Annotated in this window: 15 protein-coding genes; 12 read left to right on the top strand and 3 right to left on the bottom strand. The window is 57.8% G+C overall.

Annotated elements, in window-relative coordinates; all coding sequences use genetic code 11:
* Positions 1-70: 70 nt before the first annotated feature.
* Positions 71-520 (top strand): SRPBCC family protein, encoded by a 450-nt coding sequence (locus EBB79_RS18615; protein ID WP_127750327.1) that lies wholly within the window; start codon positions 71-73, stop codon positions 518-520.
* A 146-nt stretch (positions 521-666) separates the two neighbouring features.
* Here the strand turns inward: EBB79_RS18615 and EBB79_RS18610 are convergent, their stop codons facing one another.
* Positions 667-1,605, bottom strand: coding sequence for a LysR substrate-binding domain-containing protein (locus EBB79_RS18610; RefSeq protein WP_238704948.1), 939 nt, complete (start codon positions 1,603-1,605; stop codon positions 667-669).
* Positions 1,606-1,833: 228 nt separating this feature from the next.
* Between EBB79_RS18610 and EBB79_RS18605 the strand changes: the two genes are divergently transcribed.
* From EBB79_RS18605 to EBB79_RS18585, 5 genes are all read left to right on the top strand, one after another.
* Positions 1,834-2,937, top strand: coding sequence for a glycine cleavage T C-terminal barrel domain-containing protein (locus EBB79_RS18605; protein WP_127750325.1), 1,104 nt, complete (start codon positions 1,834-1,836; stop codon positions 2,935-2,937).
* A gap of 653 nt (positions 2,938-3,590) precedes the next feature.
* Positions 3,591-5,162: an ABC transporter substrate-binding protein gene (locus tag EBB79_RS18600; protein ID WP_127750324.1), complete on the top strand. Its 1,572-nt coding sequence runs from the start codon at positions 3,591-3,593 to the stop codon at positions 5,160-5,162.
* A gap of 113 nt (positions 5,163-5,275) precedes the next feature.
* On the top strand, positions 5,276-6,229 hold the full coding sequence (locus tag EBB79_RS18595; protein WP_127750323.1) for an ABC transporter permease: 954 nt from the start codon (positions 5,276-5,278) through the stop codon (positions 6,227-6,229).
* Positions 6,230-6,239: 10 nt separating this feature from the next.
* Positions 6,240-7,163 carry an ABC transporter permease gene (locus EBB79_RS18590; protein ID WP_127750322.1) on the top strand — a complete coding sequence of 308 codons (924 nt, stop codon included), beginning with the start codon at positions 6,240-6,242 and terminating at the stop codon, positions 7,161-7,163.
* A 3-nt stretch (positions 7,164-7,166) separates the two neighbouring features.
* Positions 7,167-8,801: an ABC transporter ATP-binding protein gene (locus EBB79_RS18585; protein ID WP_127750321.1), complete on the top strand. Its 1,635-nt coding sequence runs from the start codon at positions 7,167-7,169 to the stop codon at positions 8,799-8,801.
* 82 nt (positions 8,802-8,883) lie between these two features.
* Here EBB79_RS18585 and ilvD read toward each other — a convergent pair whose 3' ends face one another.
* Together ilvD and EBB79_RS18575 are read right to left on the bottom strand one after the other, a co-directional pair.
* Positions 8,884-10,719, bottom strand: a complete 1,836-nt coding sequence (ilvD, locus tag EBB79_RS18580) for a dihydroxy-acid dehydratase (RefSeq protein WP_127750320.1) — start codon at positions 10,717-10,719, stop codon at positions 8,884-8,886.
* A 99-nt stretch (positions 10,720-10,818) separates the two neighbouring features.
* Positions 10,819-12,015 carry a benzoate/H(+) symporter BenE family transporter gene (locus EBB79_RS18575; protein WP_127750319.1) on the bottom strand — a complete coding sequence of 399 codons (1,197 nt, stop codon included), beginning with the start codon at positions 12,013-12,015 and terminating at the stop codon, positions 10,819-10,821.
* 103 nt (positions 12,016-12,118) lie between these two features.
* On the opposite strand from EBB79_RS18575, the gene EBB79_RS18570 reads away from it, so the two are divergent.
* The 6 genes from EBB79_RS18570 to EBB79_RS18545 all read left to right on the top strand — a co-directional run bounded on the left by EBB79_RS18570 (position 12,119) and on the right by EBB79_RS18545 (position 16,939).
* Positions 12,119-12,682 (top strand): helix-turn-helix domain-containing protein, encoded by a 564-nt coding sequence (locus EBB79_RS18570; RefSeq protein WP_127750318.1) that lies wholly within the window; start codon positions 12,119-12,121, stop codon positions 12,680-12,682.
* A gap of 84 nt (positions 12,683-12,766) precedes the next feature.
* The gene (locus EBB79_RS18565; RefSeq protein WP_127750317.1) at positions 12,767-13,633 is read left to right on the top strand and encodes a DMT family transporter; all 867 of its coding nucleotides are present in this window, start codon (positions 12,767-12,769) and stop codon (positions 13,631-13,633) included.
* 87 nt (positions 13,634-13,720) lie between these two features.
* A complete protein-coding gene (gene smpB, locus EBB79_RS18560; protein ID WP_127750316.1) occupies positions 13,721-14,197 on the top strand; it encodes an SsrA-binding protein SmpB in 477 nt (158 codons plus the stop codon).
* 45 nt (positions 14,198-14,242) lie between these two features.
* Positions 14,243-14,722 carry a GNAT family N-acetyltransferase gene (locus tag EBB79_RS18555; RefSeq protein ID WP_127750315.1) on the top strand — a complete coding sequence of 160 codons (480 nt, stop codon included), beginning with the start codon at positions 14,243-14,245 and terminating at the stop codon, positions 14,720-14,722.
* A gap of 178 nt (positions 14,723-14,900) precedes the next feature.
* A complete protein-coding gene (gene sseA / locus EBB79_RS18550; protein ID WP_127750314.1) occupies positions 14,901-15,755 on the top strand; it encodes a 3-mercaptopyruvate sulfurtransferase in 855 nt (284 codons plus the stop codon).
* On the top strand, positions 15,755-16,939 hold the full coding sequence (locus EBB79_RS18545) for an amino acid aminotransferase (protein WP_127750313.1): 1,185 nt from the start codon (positions 15,755-15,757) through the stop codon (positions 16,937-16,939). The genes sseA and EBB79_RS18545 overlap by 1 nt, the downstream gene beginning before the upstream one ends.
* The last annotated feature ends 104 nt before the right edge of the window (positions 16,940-17,043 follow it).

Genomic DNA, 17,043 nt, shown 5'->3' with positions numbered 1-17,043 from the left:
AGCCCTGACCAAAGACCAGGCCGATGTTTTGTCCTCTATCAAATTCCCCTGCTGTTAAAAGGACCGACACATGGAACTAAAAGACGAAATCACCATCAATGCCCCGGTGGCGCAGGTGTATCAGGCGCTGAATGACCCGGACATTCTAAGTCAGTGCATCCCAGGCTGTGAGGAGTTGATCAAGCATTCAGACACTGACCTTGAGGCGAAGGTGGTGCTGAAGATCGGTCCGGTCAAAGCCAGGTTCGCGGGGACAGTTCAGTTGGACACATCCGGTGCGCCGAATGCATTTTCGCTAACCGGACAGGGCAACGGTGGCACGGCTGGACACGCCAAAGGCGGCGCCGATGTCACGCTTGAGGCGGTCGATGGTGGCACAGTTCTGACCTACACCGCCAAGGCAGAAATCGGAGGCAAACTGGCCCAGTTCGGCAGCCGCTTGATACAAAGCACCGCAAAAAAGCTGGCGGGGAAATTCTTCAAGAAATTCGCCGATGTGGTCAATTCGGTGGATGCTTGATCCACAACAGAAAACAGCCTGGTTTTTTGATGGGGTTTGAACCCACAGTAAAACTCTCGCTGTGCATGCCCGTGCCAACTCCCCCTTGGTGCGGGCTTTGCTGTGGCGGCACGTACCACCACCAGGCGCGGCCGGGTCAATGGCGCTTAGCCGATCTCTGACGGGCCACGGCTGTCGTTGAGAATGGCGCGGGCGCGGCGATTTTCGGGATCCGCTTCGGCCTCGGCCAAAAGCCAGTCCCGGAACTCTGCCGCGCCGGGATGCGGGCGACCGCCTGCTGGGGCGGTCAGGTAAAAGGCCTCTTCTATTGGGATCGGCTTTGCAAATGGTCGTACCAACCTGCCGCTGTTCAGCATTTGCGTGGCCATCGATGAGCGCCCCAATGCAATACCACCACCGTTGGCGGCAAATTCCATCGCCATGATCGATGTGTCGAACTGAAGCCCCTGACCGGCAGAAATGTCCACAACCCCATTGGCCCCAATCCAGGTTGCCCAACCTTCCTCGTAGCCCATCACGTGCAATAGGCAGTGGTGCCGCAGGTCCTCGGGACTGTTCAGCGGCGCGCCACTTTCCAACAGGGAGGGCGCGCAGAGCGGTTCTAACACTTCCCAGGTCAACCGGTCTGAGATGACCCCGGGCCAGTGTCCAGACCCATAGCGGATGTCGAAATCGGACATCGCTTGCTCGGGAGACTCGTTCCAGACACTTGAGACCAGGCGCAGGGGGCGATCGGGATGGGCCTGAGTATATCCTGACAGTCGCTGCGCAATCCAGCCGACGGAAAAGCCTATGGCGGCGCGGACTGTCAGAACTTCGGTCAAACGGTTGCCAAACACCTCGGTGGTGCCGGCCTCAAGCCGGGCAAATCCGTCGCGCACTTTGGGCAGATAGGCTTCGCCAACTTTGGTGATTACCAGACTGCGGGCGCGCCGTTCAAACAGCAATTCACCAAAGAACTGCTCGAGCAGCTTGACTTGTTTGCTAACGGCGGCCTGGGTCAGATGCAGTTCTGCGGCTGCATTGGTAAAGCTGAGATGCCGCGCCGAGGCCTCAAAGGCACGCAGCCAGGTTAAATTGGGCATTTTTCGGCTCATGGCAAACCTCGACACAACGGCAGTTGGGCTATTGGGAAGTCAAAATAATCGCGTCTCGCGCCTGAATGCGACAAAATTTCGCGTGATTGCGAACTGCATAAACCTTTGCCGAAGTGCCATAACTTTAAGAGGGGCTGACCCTGCGAATTTGTCGTTTGAGTTCCCGCTGGAGCCGGACCAACAGTGCCTGACACTCCGTTATAAAGGAACTGCCTGGTGTTTTCGATTCTCCCTTCTGCGCGGTTGCGCCCATCGCCCTTTTTCGACGCTGTTCAGGCCGAAGGGTTGAGCACGGGATCTATTTATAACCGGATGATCCTGCCCGGTAGTTTTGGCGCGCCAGAGGCTGAGTATTGGCGCCTGATCAATCGGGTGTCGATGTGGGACGTCGGAGTGGAACGGCAAGTGCAAATCAGTGGTCCGGACGCGGCGCGTCTGGCGCAGATCCTTAGCCCGCGCGACCTGAGCAAGTGCAAAATCGGGCAGGGGAAATACATACCGATGTGCAATCATGCGGGTGTGTTGATTAATGACCCGATCCTGCTGAAGCTGGCCGAAGACAAGTTCTGGTTCTCGATTGCGGACAGTGATGTCTGGCTCTGGGCACGTTCCATTGCAGGGGAACGGGGGCTGGATGTCGACATTAGCGAACCGGATGTGTCGCCCTTGGCCGTGCAGGGGCCGCTGGCCGAAGATGTGATTGCGTCGATCTTTGGTGATTGGGTGCGGTCGGTGAAATACTTTTGGTTCCGCGAGACCGAGATTGAAGGCATTCCGGTGGCCGTTCAACGCTCGGGCTGGTCGAAACAAGGCGGGTTTGAGATTTACCTGCGGGATGGCACCAAGGGCGACCAGCTGTGGAATATCATCAAAGAGGCCGGCGCCCCCTATGGCATCGGACCGGGATCGCCCTCCACACCCGAGCGCACCGAAAGTGGACTGGTGTCGGTTGGCGGTGATACCGATGAACAAACCAACCCGTTCGAGGTACGTCTGGGGCAATATGTGGACCTTGATGTGCCCGATGACACCATTGGCATTCATGCGTTGCGGCGGATCGCCAAAGAGGGGCCGAAACGGCATCAGCTGGGACTGAAACTGGAGGGGGATGTACCTGCTCCGCTGGGGTTCTCCAGAGAGAAGATCTTTCACAACGGACGCCTGATCGGTGACATGACCAATTGTGTCTGGTCGTATCGGATGTCGCAGAATATTGGCTATGCCCTGATTGATCGGACCGTGGCCGCGGGCGAAACTGTTGAGATCATGCGCGCCAGCGGGTCGGTTTCAGCGGAGCTTGTCGAGCTGCCGTTCCTATGAGTCAGGTTGTGTCACGCATCGTTAAACCCGCCGATAGCAGGCACAAATTGACATGAAAATGCACCTATACAGTCCCGCGCAATATGGTGCGTTTCGCGGGATTGTTAGGTGCTGCTGTGTCTGCCGCAGTGGCCGGCTAAGAAGAATTAAGCGAAAATGTCGAATAACGACACCGCCATTTTTGATTGAAATCGCTTAATTACAATAAGTTAAATAGGTTTCAGGTGTTCTTTCCTACCTTAAGGTCATCTACTGAAGAATTATTTTTGGGGTTGCCTTCGCGCCGAGGTCCCGCCAATCGTGCCAGTCAAAGGGGAGGCCAGACCGGTTCATGAAGAGCAGCACGCCCGTTTTGCGGACTCTATTGGGCCAAAGGCGCTTTGATACAAGGCGATTTGGGCAAAACCCCTGGCTTTTCAAGAACACTTTCAAACGGTTTCAGGTCGCATGCCTGCTGGCACAGGTCGTGTTTGACCCGACAGGGCTCCCAAGCAAAGCTATCCTGAAGGCCAGTGTACGGCGGTGGCTGAACGTTTTGCGACGCTTTTGCAGACACGCAGGACGAAGCTTTAGAACATGGATGGCACTGAATACTTGTTGCAGTATCCGACAATAACAACAAAATGCCGACGAAATAATAGTGGAGGAATAACATGACAAACTCAAACAATCGCACGGGCCTGACCCGGCGGAGTGTGCTACGCGGTGCAACAGCGCTGGGCGCAGCGGCTTTGATCCTGCCGGCGAGCATGCGTGCAGCGAAGGCTGAACCCAAAAAAGGTGGAATCCTGCGTATTGGCATGGGCCATGGTAGCACTTCGGACAGCTTGGATCCGGGCTCTTGGGACAATGCCTATTCGCAGGTGTTTGCAACTTCGCGTCACAACTACCTGACCGAAATCGACGCCGACGGCGCGTTGCAGCCTGAAATCGCCGAAAGCTGGGAAGCTTCTGCCGACGCCGCAACCTGGACCTTCAAGATCCGCCAGGGCGTCACATTCCACTCGGGTAAAGACGTGACTGCGGAAGATGTTGTTGCCTCGATCAACTTCCACCGTGGCGAGGACAGTACATCGGCTGCCAAACCAATCGTGGATGGCATCACTGATATCAAGGCGACCGACAGCCACACCGTGGTTGTTACGCTGGACGCCGGCAATGCCGACTTCCCGTTCATCATGTCTGACTACCACATTGCGATCATGCCAGCTGTCGATGGGTCGATTGACCCGACTTCGACTGACGGCTGTGGTGCATATGTCGTTGATAACTTTGAGGCCGGCGTCGAAGCGCGGATGACCCGCAACCCGAACTACTGGAAAACCGACCGGGCGCATTTCGACGGCATTGAACTGCTGCCAATCGTTGATGGCGCTGCCCGTCAGAACGCTTTGATCAGTGGCCAGGTTGATGTGATCGACCGGGTTGATCTGAACACTGTGCACCTGCTGAAACGCTCCTCTAAAATCAACGTTCTGTCGGTTACCGGATCGCAGCACTATGTGTTCCCAATGGATTCACGTGCGGCTCCGTTCAGCGACAACAACGTGCGCATGGCGATGAAACACGCGGTTGACCGCGAAGAGCTGGTTGAGAAGATCCTCAACGGCTATGGCTCCGTCGGCAACGACCACCCAATCAGCACCGCCAACCGGTTCCATGCGGGTGATGCAATTGAGCAGCGCACCTATGACGCGGACAAGGCGAAATGGTACCTCAAGCAGGCCGGTCTTACCTCGATCGATCTGGACCTGTCGGTCAGCGATGCTGCCTTTGGTGGCGCTGTAGACGCCGGTGTTCTGATGTCGGAAAAATCGGCTGCTGCCGGGATCAATCTGAAAGTAACCCGCGAGCCAAGCGATGGTTACTGGTCCAACGTTTGGATGCAGAAACCATTTGTCGCCAGCTACTGGGGTGGCCGTCCAACCGAAGACTGGATGTTCAGCACCGCTTATAAATCTGGCGTCAACTGGAACGAAAGCTTCTGGTCGAACGCCCGCTTTGACGAGCTGCTGGCATCCGCACGGTCCGAGCTGGACAATGACAAGCGTCGTGAGATGTATGTCGAGATGCAGGGTCTGGTTCGTGACGAGGGCAGTACCCTTATCCCAATGTTTGCCAGCTATGTTATGGCGCATTCCACTGCTGTGGCTACACCTGAGAAGGTCGCACCAAACTGGACCATGGATGGCTTCCGTGTCGCAGAACGCTGGTGGTTCGCCTAAATTTAGGTACACTTAAAAATACTTGCAGCCCCGAGGCATATGCTTCGGGGCTGTCTTTCCAGGCGGCAGACAAAAAACAATAAGCCGCCGGACAAACGGAGGAACTAGGACAGATGGCACATGTTTGGCGCATGATCGCCCAGCGTCTCGCCCTTGGGTTTTTGACGCTTTTTGTGGTCTCACTGTTGATCTTTGGTGCCACCGAATTGTTGCCCGGCGATTTCGCCGAGGCCATTCTCGGTCAATCCGCAACGCCCGAAACAATCGCCGCAATTCGCCGCGATCTGGGGCTCGATCAACCTTTTTACACGCGGTATGTCAGCTGGCTCGGCGGCGTGTTGCAGGGGGATTTCGGAAACTCCCTGGCCAACCAAAAACCAGTGATAGAGCTGATTTCCAAGCGATTGGGCAATACGCTGTTCCTGGCACTGTATGCGGCCGCGATGGCGGTGCCACTGTCCTTGACGCTGGGCATTCTGGCCGCGTTGTTCCGCAACTCAATCTTTGACCGGATGTCAAACGCACTGGCGTTGACGTCGATCTCGTTCCCTGAGTTCTTTGTCGCCTATATCCTGATCCTCTGGTTCGCGCAGACCGGTTACTTTCCGTCGATTGTCCGGTTGTCGGACGGTATCAGCTTTGGTGAAACGCTCTATCGTTGCTTCTTGCCGGCCCTGACCCTGACCCTGGTTGTTACAGCCCATATGATGCGGATGACACGCGCCGCCCTGATCAACCTGCTGGCCAGCCCCTATATCGAGATGGCACGGCTGAAAGGCATGAGCCCAATGCGGGTGATCCTGCGTCATGCGCTGCCCAATGCGCTGGCACCGATCATCAACGTGGTGGCCCTGAACCTGGCCTATCTGATCACCGGTGTGGTCGTGGTCGAGGTGGTGTTTGTCTATCCCGGTCTTGGCCAGTTGATGGTCGATAGCGTGTCGCGGCGCGACATTCCCGTGGTGCAGGCCGTGGCGCTGATTTTTGCCTCTGCTTATGTCCTGCTCAATCTCACTGCCGATGTGCTTTCGACCCTGTCGAATCCGCGGCTGATGCACCGGCGCTAAGGGGGAAACCATGAGTATTATAACGACACTATTCTGGTTCGCCGTCGCTGTGATTGGCGCTATGGCGTTGGGCTGGTTGTTTCGGGCCTTTGTTGTGGCGGTATCCCCGCAGCGGCACGCGCAAGAGATGCGCAAGGCACCACTGACGGCCAGCTTTGGCCTGCTGGTCATTCTGATCTATGTACTGGTCGCCGCGCTGGCACCGGTCATCGCCCCATTTGGCGAAAGCGAAGTGGTAGGGGGCGAGTTCCTGCCCTGGGATTCGACCTATTTGTTGGGCACCGACAATCTGGGCCGCGATATGCTGACCCGAATGATCTACGGAGCCCGCAATACGGTTGGCATCGCGTTTATTATTACCGCACTGGCGTTTTTTGGCGGCACCGTTTTGGGACTGTTTGCGGCCGTGGTCGGTGGCTGGCTAGATCAAGGGCTTAGCCGGTTTGTCGATGTGCTGATGGCGATTCCGTCGCTGATCTTTTCGCTGTTGCTTCTGACCATCTTTGGCACCTCGGTGCTGTCGCTGGTGCTGGTGATTGCCACCGTCGATGCCACACGGGTTTTCCGCCTGGCACGGTCTGTGGCGCAGGGCATTGTGGTGATGGATTACATCGAGGCCGCGCGTCTGCGTGGCGAAGGCAAATGGTGGCTGATCACCCGCGAGATCCTGCCCAATGCGATGGCGCCACTGGTGGCCGAATTCGGCTTGCGGTTCTGTTTTGTGTTCCTGGCAATCTCGGGCCTGTCGTTCCTTGGCCTGGGCATTCAGCCGCCCACCGCCGACTGGGGTGGCATGGTGCGTGACAACGCAACACTGATCACCTTTGGCGACCTTACACCGTTCTTGCCGGCTGGTGCGATTGCGCTGCTGACCGTCGCGGTCAACTTTGTTGTCGACTGGCAGTTACATAGATCCAGCGGATTGAAGGAATAGATGATGGCAGAGCAAGACAACACACAAGATCGCCTGCTGACCATCCGCAATCTGTGGATCGAAGGGCAAAGCGAAGACACCTGGTCGCCGATTGTCAAAGGCATCGACCTTGACCTGAAACGGGGCGAGGTTCTGGGCCTGATCGGTGAATCCGGGGCTGGTAAGTCCACCGTTGGACTGGCGGCTATGGGCTTTACCCGCGATGGTTGCCGGATCAGTGACGGTACTGTCGAATTCGACGGTATCGACCTGCGAAATGCCAAACCGGAGGAACAGCGCGCCTTGCTGGGCAAGCGTATTGCCTATGTGGCACAATCAGCGGCGGCCAGTTTCAACCCGGCTCATAAGCTGATTGATCAATACAGCGAAGGTCCAGTGGTACACGGGGTGATGTCGCGGCAACAGGCCGAGTCTGACGCGACGAGCCTGTACGGGCAGATGCAATTGCCTGAACCGGGGCAAATCGGCTTTCGCTATCCGCATCAGGTCTCGGGCGGGCAGCTGCAACGCGCCATGACGGCGATGGCGATGGCCTGTCGTCCTGATCTGATCATTTTTGATGAACCCACCACAGCGCTGGATGTGACCACCCAGATCGAGGTCTTGGCGGCGATCCGCAATATCGTGGAAGAGTTCAACACGGCCGCCATCTACATCACCCATGACCTTGCGGTGGTGGCGCAGATGGCCGACCGCATCAAGGTGCTGCTAAAGGGCGAAGAGGTCGAAGAGGCCGATACCCGGACCATGCTGTCCAGCCCGCAAGAGGATTACACCAAGTCGTTATGGGCGGTGCGAAGCTATGCCCGCGCAGAACACGAAGAGACCGACACCGGTACTCCGGTTGTTTCGGTCAGCAATGTGACCGCCGGGTATGGGTCAACAACGGTGCTGGATGATGTGAGCTTTGATTTCTATCAGGGCCGCACCGTTGCCGTGGTTGGAGAAAGTGGATCGGGTAAATCTACAGCAGCGCGGGTGATCACCGGTTTGCTGCCTCCCAGCAAGGGCGAGGTGCTGTTTGATGGCAAGCCGATGCCTTCGGATTACCGATCCCGTGATCGGGATCAGCTGCGCCAGGTGCAGATGATCTATCAGATGGCAGATACCGCACTGAACCCCAAGCTGCGCCTGCGCGAGCTGATTGGGCGTCCGGCGCAGATGTATCTGGGTCTAACGGGCAAGGCACTGGACGAAAGGGTGCGCAGCCTGCTGTCTCTGATCGAGCTGGAGCCGGATCAGTATATTGACCGCCTGCCGTCTGAACTGTCCGGCGGCCAGAAGCAGCGGATCGGTATTGCCCGAGCGTTGGCCGCAGAGCCCAAGTTCATTATCTGCGACGAGGTCACCTCGGCCTTGGATCAGCTGGTGGCCGAAGGCATCTTGCGGCTGCTGGACAACCTGCAGACCGAGTTCAATCTGGGCTATATGTTCATCACCCACGATCTGGCCACGGTTCGGGCCATCGCCGATGACGTGGTGGTGATGCAGCAGGGCAAAGTGGTGGAGCAGGGCCGCAAGGCCGCGATGTTCCAACCGCCGCACCACCCCTATACGGAACTGTTGCTTAGCTCGGTGCCGGAAATGGACCCGGACTGGCTGTCTCAATTGCTCGAGGCGCGGGCAGCAGCAAACTGAAAACAAAAAGAGGGGCTGTGAAGCCCCTCTGTAATACCGACGTCATTGGGTTTGGCCTGCCGGATTGGCAGGCCTAAATTCGTTAGTCGACCTGGCGTACCGCGCCTTTTGCTGCGCTGGTGGCCAGTTTGGCATAGGCCTTTAGGGCTGTGGACACTTTGCGCTTACGTGGCTTGGCTGGAACCCAGCCGTTGTCGTCCAGTACCTTGCGGCGCTCGGCCAGAACATCTTCGCTGACCGCCAGATGGATAGAGCGGTTGGGGATGTCGATTTCGATCTTATCACCGTGTTCCACCAGACCAATGGTGCCGCCTTCGGCCGCTTCGGGCGAGACGTGACCGATCGACAGACCCGAAGTGCCGCCCGAGAAACGACCGTCGGTCAGCAGGGCGCAATCCTTGCCCAGACCTTTGGATTTCAAATAGCTGGTCGGATACAGCATTTCCTGCATGCCGGGACCGCCACGCGGGCCCTCATAGCGGATGACAACAACATCGCCTGCCTTGACCTTGCCTGTCAGGATGTCACTGACCGCCTGATCCTGGCTTTCGCAGACATAGGCTGAGCCGGTGAACTGCAGGATGCTGGCATCCACGCCGGCGGTTTTCACGATGCAGCCGTCCAGCGCGATATTGCCGAACAGCACCGCCAGGCCGCCATCTTGGCTAAAGGCGTGCTCTTTCGAGCGGATAACGCCGCCTTCGCGGTCCGTGTCCAGTTCTTTGAACCGGTTCTCAGTCGAGAAGGCTTGTGTGGTCCGCACGCCGCCGGGCGCCGCCTTGAACAGCTTTTCGGCCTCGGGGTTGTTGGCGACCTTGATGTCCCATTTGGCAATCGCCTCGCCCATGGTGCTGGTGTGCACGGTCGAGACGTCATTGTGCAGCAATCCTGCGCGCGACAATTCACCCAGGATCGAGAAAATACCGCCCGCGCGGTGGATGTCTTCCATGTGGACGTTTTCAGTGTTGGGCGCGACTTTGCACAGGCAGGGCACCTGACGGCTGAGACGGTCCATGTCGGTCATGGTGAAATCAACCTCGCCCTCATGGGCGATGGCCAGCAGGTGCAACACTGTGTTGGTCGACCCGCCCATGGCAATGTCTAGCGACATGGCGTTTTCAAAGGCATCAAAGGTGGCGATGTCGCGCGGCAACAGACCTTTTTCCTCGCCCTCGTAGTGGCGTTTGGTGATCTCGACGATCTTGCGGCCGGCCTCAAGAAACAGGTGCTTGCGGTCTGCGTGGGTGGCCAGAGTGGAGCCATTGCCCGGCAGCGCCAGACCCAGCGCTTCGGCCAGGCAGTTCATCGAGTTGGCGGTGAACATGCCCGAGCACGACCCGCAAGTGGGGCAGGCGTTTTCTTCGATGTGCTGGACCTGCGCGTCGGTCATGGTTTCGCTGGCGGCGGCAACCATGGCGTCGACCAGATCGATCTTTGTCATTTCAAGGTCTTCGATGTCGATCTTGCCGGCCTCCATCGGGCCGCCAGAGACAAAGATCACCGGGATGTTCAGACGCATGGCGGCCATCATCATGCCGGGCGTGATCTTGTCACAGTTCGAGATGCAGACCATGGCATCGGCACAATGGGCGTTGACCATGTATTCAACCGAGTCGGCGATGATTTCGCGCGAGGGCAGCGAATACAGCATGCCGTCATGGCCCATGGCGATGCCGTCATCTACCGCGATGGTGTTGAATTCTTTGGCGACGCCACCGGCGGCTTCGACTTCACGCGCGACCATCTGGCCCAGGTCCTTCAGGTGAACGTGGCCCGGTACAAACTGGGTGAAGGAGTTGACGATGGCGATGATGGGCTTGCCGAAATCGCTATCGGTCATGCCTGTGGCGCGCCACAATCCGCGGGCGCCGGCCATGTTGCGGCCATGGGTCGAAGTTCTTGAACGGTAAAATGGCATTGTGCTGTTTCCCTATATTTGCCCTCAGGGACACTATTCGCGCAATAAACGCAATATGTCGGGGCGGTGTTTGGTTGTTTTGAGCCTTTGGGGCTTATTTTAGCGTGTTTGCGATGCGGTGGTTGTCGGATGGTTTGTTGGTCGGGTGGTAAGCAGCTGGTTGACGATCAATCCAATCACCAGTGCCCAGAAGGCGGCGCCGATGCCGAAAAAGCTGATGCCGGAAACTGTGGTCATAAAGGTGATCAGCGCCGCTTCGCGGTTTTGACTGTCAGACAGCGCGTGGGACAGGCTGTTGCCGATGGTCGAAAGCAGGGCAAGGCCAGCTATGGTGGCAACCAGTGCTTTGGGGGCGATCAGGAACAGGCTGATCACGGTGGCGCCGCCCAGACCGACACAACAATACAAAACGCCGGCGGTGGCACTGGCCAGGAAGCGGGTTTTCGGATCGTCGTCGGCCTCAGGTCCGGCGCAGATGGCAGCTGTGATGGCAGCAAGGTTGAAGGCATAGCCGCCAAATGGCGCCAGCAAAAGCGAGGTGAGACCGGTGACTGTCAGGCTGGCGGAAACCGGTGGCTGATACCCGGCCGCGCGCAGGGCCACCACGCCGGGCATGTTCTGCGAGCACATGGTGACAATATAGAGTGGCAGGCCAACGCCGATCAGCACCGGAAGCGAGAAGCTGGGCAAGACAGGCTCGGGCAGGCTGAGGCTCAGGTTTAATTGCTGCATGTCGCCAAAGGATCCCGAGACTCCGGCCCAAAGGCAGCCGATGAGCAAGACAACGGGAATGGTGTAGCGGGGGAACCAAAGCCGCCCGGCCAGGAAACAAGCCCCCATCAGGGCAACAAGTGCGGTGTCGTCGTTTAGGGCGGCAAAGGCGGACAGGCCAAACTGGAACAAAATGCCCGCCAGCAGCGCATTGGCCAATGTGTCAGGGATCAGTTTTGAGAGGCGCTCGAACCAGCCAGTCAGGCCGGTCAGCGTCAGCAATGCGCCGCAAAAGACAAAGGCACCGATGGCCTGATCTATCGGCACATCCTTAAGGCCAATTGCCAGCAGTGCCGCGCCGGGGGTGGACCATGCGGTCAGGATCGGCATCCGGAACCACAGGGATAGGCCAAGACTGGTCAGTCCCATCCCCAGGCCAAGGGCAACCAGCCAGCTGTTGGCCTGGGCCTGGGTCGCGCCGACGGCTTCGATGGCCTGGAAAATGATCGCAACCGAACTGGTATAGCCAACCAGAACCGCGATCGCCCCGGCGACCAGATGGGACAGTTTGAGCCGCTTGAGCATTTGGGTTTTCCTTGGCTGCCGGGTCGGGTAAGGTCGCGTGCGTTATAGCGCACAATATACTCTGTGCGCTATAACGCACAAGGTGTTTTGACAGGTAGAGCAGATGAGCGAAGAGACGATCACCCTTAACCTGCGCGAAATACGTGCTGAATCGGGTCTCAGCCTGTCCAAGGCAGCGGCGCTGACCGGGGTCAGCAAGGCGATGCTGGGCCAGATTGAGCGCGGCGAATCAAGCCCGACCATTGCGACACTGTGGAAGATCGCCAAGGGGTTTCACCTGCCGTTGACCGCCTTGATAGACGAGGCCGAGCGGACAGTGGGTCAGGCCGGAGAGGTTTTTAAAACGGTTCAGTTCCCCGGAAGTATCTCGGTCAAAATTGTATTTCCCTATGATCCCGACCTGAGGGCCGAGACGTTTCATGTGAGCCTGCATCCGGGTCAAAGCCACGAATCCCAGCCCCATGATCATGGCGTCACCGAAGAAGTCTTTGTTCTGGATGGCGAGATGGAGGTGCTGCGCACAGGGGAATGGGTGCCAGTGTCTACCGGGCAGGGGCTGCGGTTCGCAGCGGATCAACCACATGGATACCGAAGTGGTCAGACCGGGGCCACGTTTCTGAACATGCACCACTATCGCCACGCCGTTATGTCGCAGGGCAAACCGTGATCGGGTTGGGTGCATTGCTTGTGTAGGCATGGACCAGTGGCTACAGGTTTTGGTTGAGTGATTTAAAATCAGGAAGATAGCAGCATGGAGACATTTCGGGGCAGTCTGTTGATGGTGCTGGCGATGGCTGGCTTTGCATTGGAGGATATGTTTCTTAAATCCGCCAGCCAATCGCTACCGGTTGGGCAGCTCCTGGTTGTTTTCGGTCTGGGCGGTATGATCATTTTTATGATCATGGCGCGTGCGCAAGGGCAGCGCATGTTGCACCCGGCTATTTGCACGCGTCCGATGGTGTTGCGTTCTGTGGCGGAGGTCACTGGTCGGCTTGGGTATACTTTGGCGATAGCTTTGACCCCCCTGTCGTCGGCCTCGGCGATATTGCAGGCAACCCCATTGGTGGTTGCAGCCGGGGCAGTGGTCTTTTTTGGGGAACAGGTTGGGTGGCGGCGTTGGGTGGCCATCGCAATTGGGTTTTGTGGCGTCTTATTGGTGTTGCGCCCCGGGGTAAGCGGCTTTGAGCCTGCCTCGATCTTTGCAGTGATTGGTACCCTGGGGTTTGCCGGGCGAGATCTGGCCACCCGCGCCGCGCCGCGCTCTATGTCGAACAATCAGCTGGGCATTTATGGCTTCGCCATGCTTGTCGTCGCGGGCGGAGTGGCCTTGGGTTGGACAGGTGGGGCCAGTTGGCCAAGCCCGCAGGTTTGGGGGCAACTGGGTGCCGCCACGGTGATTGGGGTTATTGCCTATAACGCCCTGACCGGCGCAATGCGGTCAGGTGAAATTTCGGTGGTGGCGCCATTTCGCTATACGCGACTAGTGTTTGCCATGGTGCTGGGCGTGCTGGTGTTTGGCGAGCGCCCGGATGTCTGGACCCTGGTGGGCAGTGTTGTGATTGTTGGCAGCGGAATGTTCACCGTTTTGCGAGAACGCTATGCGCGCCATCCTGACTAGGCATTCGATCAAGGCTCATGGTCCAGGCTGAAGTCAGGTAAGCTTAGCACCTTGCACCTGTGCCTTTGTCGCCTTACATCTGCCTTCATGGCCCAGACAAAATCAGACCCGAATTACAAAGTTATCGCTGAAAATCGCCGCGCGCGGTATGATTATGCGATTGCTGACGATCTGGAATGCGGCATCATCCTGGAGGGGTCCGAGGTCAAAAGCGCCCGGGTTGGTGGCACAAACATCGCTGAAAGTTATGCCGCAGTTGAAGATGGCGAGCTGTGGTTGGTGAATTCTTACATCGCGCCCTATGAACGGGCCCAGACCTTCAAACATCTTGAGCGTCGCCGCCGTAAGCTGCTGGTGTCGCGCAAGCAGATGTCAAACCTGTGGAATGCCACTCAGCGCAAGGGCATGACCCTGGTGCCGCTGGTGATGTACTTTAACCACAAGGGGCTGGTGAAGATTAAGATCGGCATCGCCAAGGGTAAGCAGAACCACGACAAACGCGCCACAGAGGCGAAACGTGACTGGTCGCGGCAGAAATCGCGGCTGATGAAAGATCACAGCTAAGCGGCAACCGGTTGACTGACGCCGTAGATGTGTTGAGAGGGTCGGATGATACGTCTTCGCCACATGCATGCGCATGAGTTCTCGGGCTATCTTGCCTATTTCATCCCCGACTATGCGGCGGAAATTTCGTCCAATTACGATGTCGATCCCGAGACTGCGCGCCGACGGGCTGAGCAAGACGTCACGGCGGATCTGGGGCAGGGTGTTGATAGTCCCGGGCAGGACTTATTTTGCATCGTGATGGAGCATGAAACAGAGAACCCGGTTGTCGGGTATTTTTGGTGTAAACCCGGGCCCAAGGGCGGATCCGTTTTCATCAGCGATTTTTGCATATTACCGCTCTATCGAGGCATGGGCTACGGCAAACGGGCACTGGCGGCACTCGAGGCGACATATGCCGATGCCGGCTATCTGGACATAAAACTGCGTGTGGCGGCGGACAACGACAAGGCGCAGCGTTTGTACTTGGGGACCGGGTTTCAGACAACGGGCATCAACATGAGAAAACCCCTAAGGCAAACCTGAGCTGGGTTTGCGCCGGTGGCTTCTGACCTTATAGTTTGCTCCATTCGCCGCCGCGCAGATCGATTTTTCTGCTTTTCGACTCCCACTCAGCGTCAGACCTCCACAAATCATTGCCTTTTCCTTGCGACTCCCTGCGGCCAATAGTAGGCCTTGATCAACGCGCCCACGGGAGGATTTTATGCAAGACGATCCGAAGACACTAGTTTCCACCGACTGGCTGGCGGCCCACCTGAAAGATCCCGACCTCAGGCTACTGGACGCCTCGTGGTATCTGCCAGCGATGGAACGCGATGCCCGCAGTGAATATGACGCCGGGCATATTCCCGGTGCTCGGTTTTTTGACATTGACGACATCTCAGATCACCGGTCTGAATTGCCGCATATGGTGCCACCAGTTGAGAAGTTCATGTCGCGGCTGCGGGCTATGGGTGTCGGTGATGGTCATCAGGTGGTGGTCTACGACGGGGCCGGGCTGTTTTCCGCGGCGCGGGTGTGGTGGCTGTTTCGATTGATGGGCCAGGCCAATATCGCCGTGCTGGACGGGGGCCTGCCCAAATGGAAGGCCGAGGGCCGCGCGATTGAGGATATGCCACCAGTGATCCGCGACCGCCACATGACAGTGCGGGTGCAGAATCAGATGGTGCGCGATGTGACCCAGGTTTCGGCTGCGTCCAAACTGGGCGATCACGAAATTATTGACGCCCGCGCTGCCACCCGGTTCCGGGGCGACGTCCCCGAGCCACGTCAGGGCCTGCGTGCCGGCCATATTCCCGGTGCAAAAAATGTGCCGTTCACAACGCTTCTGGCGGCAGATGGCACGCTGAAACCTGCGGCCAAACTGCGCAGCATATTTGAAGCCGCCGGAGTGGACCTGAACAAGCCCGCAATTACCTCTTGCGGGTCTGGCGTGACCGCCGCGGTTCTAAGCCTCGCACTGGAACGCATCGGCAAAAGCGACCATGCGCTTTATGATGGATCGTGGACCGAATGGGGCGCCTTCCCGACCTTACCCGTTGCAACCGGAGAGACCTGATGTTTGAAGCTCTGAAAGCCCAACCTGCCGACAAAATTCTTGCACTGATGCAAACGTTCCGTGAAGACCCACGATCCGACAAGATCGATCTGGGGGTCGGAGTTTACAAGAATGCCCTGGGCGTTACCCCGGTGATGCGGGCGATCAAGGCGGCTGAACATAAATTGTGGGAAGAGCAGACCAGCAAGTCCTATGTTGGGCTGGCCGGTGATCCGGCTTACTCAGACGCGATGATTGAACTGATCCTGGCGGATACGGTCGCGCGTGGCAATGTTGCGGCGGCCGCGACACCCGGCGGCACCGGTGCGGTGCGCCAGGCGTTTGAGTTGATCAAGATCGCCAACCCTTCGGCGCGGGTCTTTGTGTCGGACCCAACCTGGCCCAATCACATTTCGATCCTGAATTACGTCGGCATCGAGACGGTGACCTATCGTTATTTTGACCGCGAAACCTGCGGAGTCGATTTCGATGGTCTGGTCGAGGACCTGAAGACAGCGGTCAAAGGCGATGTGGTGTTGCTGCATGGCTGCTGCCACAACCCAACCGGCGCCAATCTGAATGCGGTGCAGTGGCAAGAGATCATCGATCTGCTGAACGCGCGCGGTCTGATCCCAATGATCGACATCGCTTATCAGGGCTTTGGCGACGGGCTGGAAGAAGACGCAGTTGGTGTGCGGATGGTGGCTTCGGGCACTCCGGAATGCCTGATCGCGGCCAGCTGCTCGAAGAACTTTGGCATCTACCGCGAGCGCACCGGGTTGCTGATGATGGTGTCAAATGATGCCGCGTCGCAAAAGCTGAACCAGGGCACGCTGGCCTTCCTGAACCGGCAGAATTATTCGTTCCCGCCGGATCACGGCGCCCGACTGGTGACGATGATCTTGAACGACGAGGCCCTGCGTGCCGATTGGGCGGCCGAGCTTGAGGCCGTGCGACTGGGCATGCTGGGGCTGCGACAGGGTCTTGCGGATGAGTTGCAGCGCCTGTCCGGCTCTGACCGCTTTGCCTTTCTGGCGCAACACCGTGGCATGTTCTCGCTGCTGGGCACCACCCCCGAGCTGGTCGAAAAGCTGCGGGCCGAGCATGGGATTTACATGGTTGGCGACAGCCGCATGAACATTGCAGGCCTGAACGCCGATACAGTGCCAATACTGGCGCAGGCCATTATGGATGCCGGCATCTAAGCCATCCATAGACTTGGACAGAAAACGCGCTCTCAAATCGAGGGCGCGTTTTTGCATCTGAACACCACCCCAGCCATTCACCTTTTCTTAAATACTCAAAATTC

Source organism: Parasedimentitalea marina, assembly GCF_004006175.1.
Classification (GTDB): domain Bacteria; phylum Pseudomonadota; class Alphaproteobacteria; order Rhodobacterales; family Rhodobacteraceae; genus Parasedimentitalea; species Parasedimentitalea marina.
This window is presented reverse-complemented; position numbering and strand designations above follow the sequence as displayed.

Coding starts and splice junctions, on each gene's coding strand:
- EBB79_RS18575 (WP_127750319.1), bottom strand. CDS start 12,015: ATGCTCAAGCGGCTCAAACTGTCCCATCTGGTCGCCGGGGCGATCGCG.
- EBB79_RS18585 (WP_127750321.1), top strand. CDS start 7,167: ATGGCAGAGCAAGACAACACACAAGATCGCCTGCTGACCATCCGCAAT.
- ilvD (WP_127750320.1), bottom strand. CDS start 10,719: ATGCCATTTTACCGTTCAAGAACTTCGACCCATGGCCGCAACATGGCC.
- EBB79_RS18545 (WP_127750313.1), top strand. CDS start 15,755: ATGTTTGAAGCTCTGAAAGCCCAACCTGCCGACAAAATTCTTGCACTG.
- EBB79_RS18565 (WP_127750317.1), top strand. CDS start 12,767: ATGGAGACATTTCGGGGCAGTCTGTTGATGGTGCTGGCGATGGCTGGC.
- EBB79_RS18590 (WP_127750322.1), top strand. CDS start 6,240: ATGAGTATTATAACGACACTATTCTGGTTCGCCGTCGCTGTGATTGGC.
- EBB79_RS18570 (WP_127750318.1), top strand. CDS start 12,119: ATGAGCGAAGAGACGATCACCCTTAACCTGCGCGAAATACGTGCTGAA.
- EBB79_RS18600 (WP_127750324.1), top strand. CDS start 3,591: ATGACAAACTCAAACAATCGCACGGGCCTGACCCGGCGGAGTGTGCTA.
- EBB79_RS18610 (WP_238704948.1), bottom strand. CDS start 1,605: ATGCCCAATTTAACCTGGCTGCGTGCCTTTGAGGCCTCGGCGCGGCAT.
- EBB79_RS18555 (WP_127750315.1), top strand. CDS start 14,243: ATGATACGTCTTCGCCACATGCATGCGCATGAGTTCTCGGGCTATCTT.
- EBB79_RS18595 (WP_127750323.1), top strand. CDS start 5,276: ATGGCACATGTTTGGCGCATGATCGCCCAGCGTCTCGCCCTTGGGTTT.
- sseA (WP_127750314.1), top strand. CDS start 14,901: ATGCAAGACGATCCGAAGACACTAGTTTCCACCGACTGGCTGGCGGCC.
- smpB (WP_127750316.1), top strand. CDS start 13,721: ATGGCCCAGACAAAATCAGACCCGAATTACAAAGTTATCGCTGAAAAT.
- EBB79_RS18615 (WP_127750327.1), top strand. CDS start 71: ATGGAACTAAAAGACGAAATCACCATCAATGCCCCGGTGGCGCAGGTG.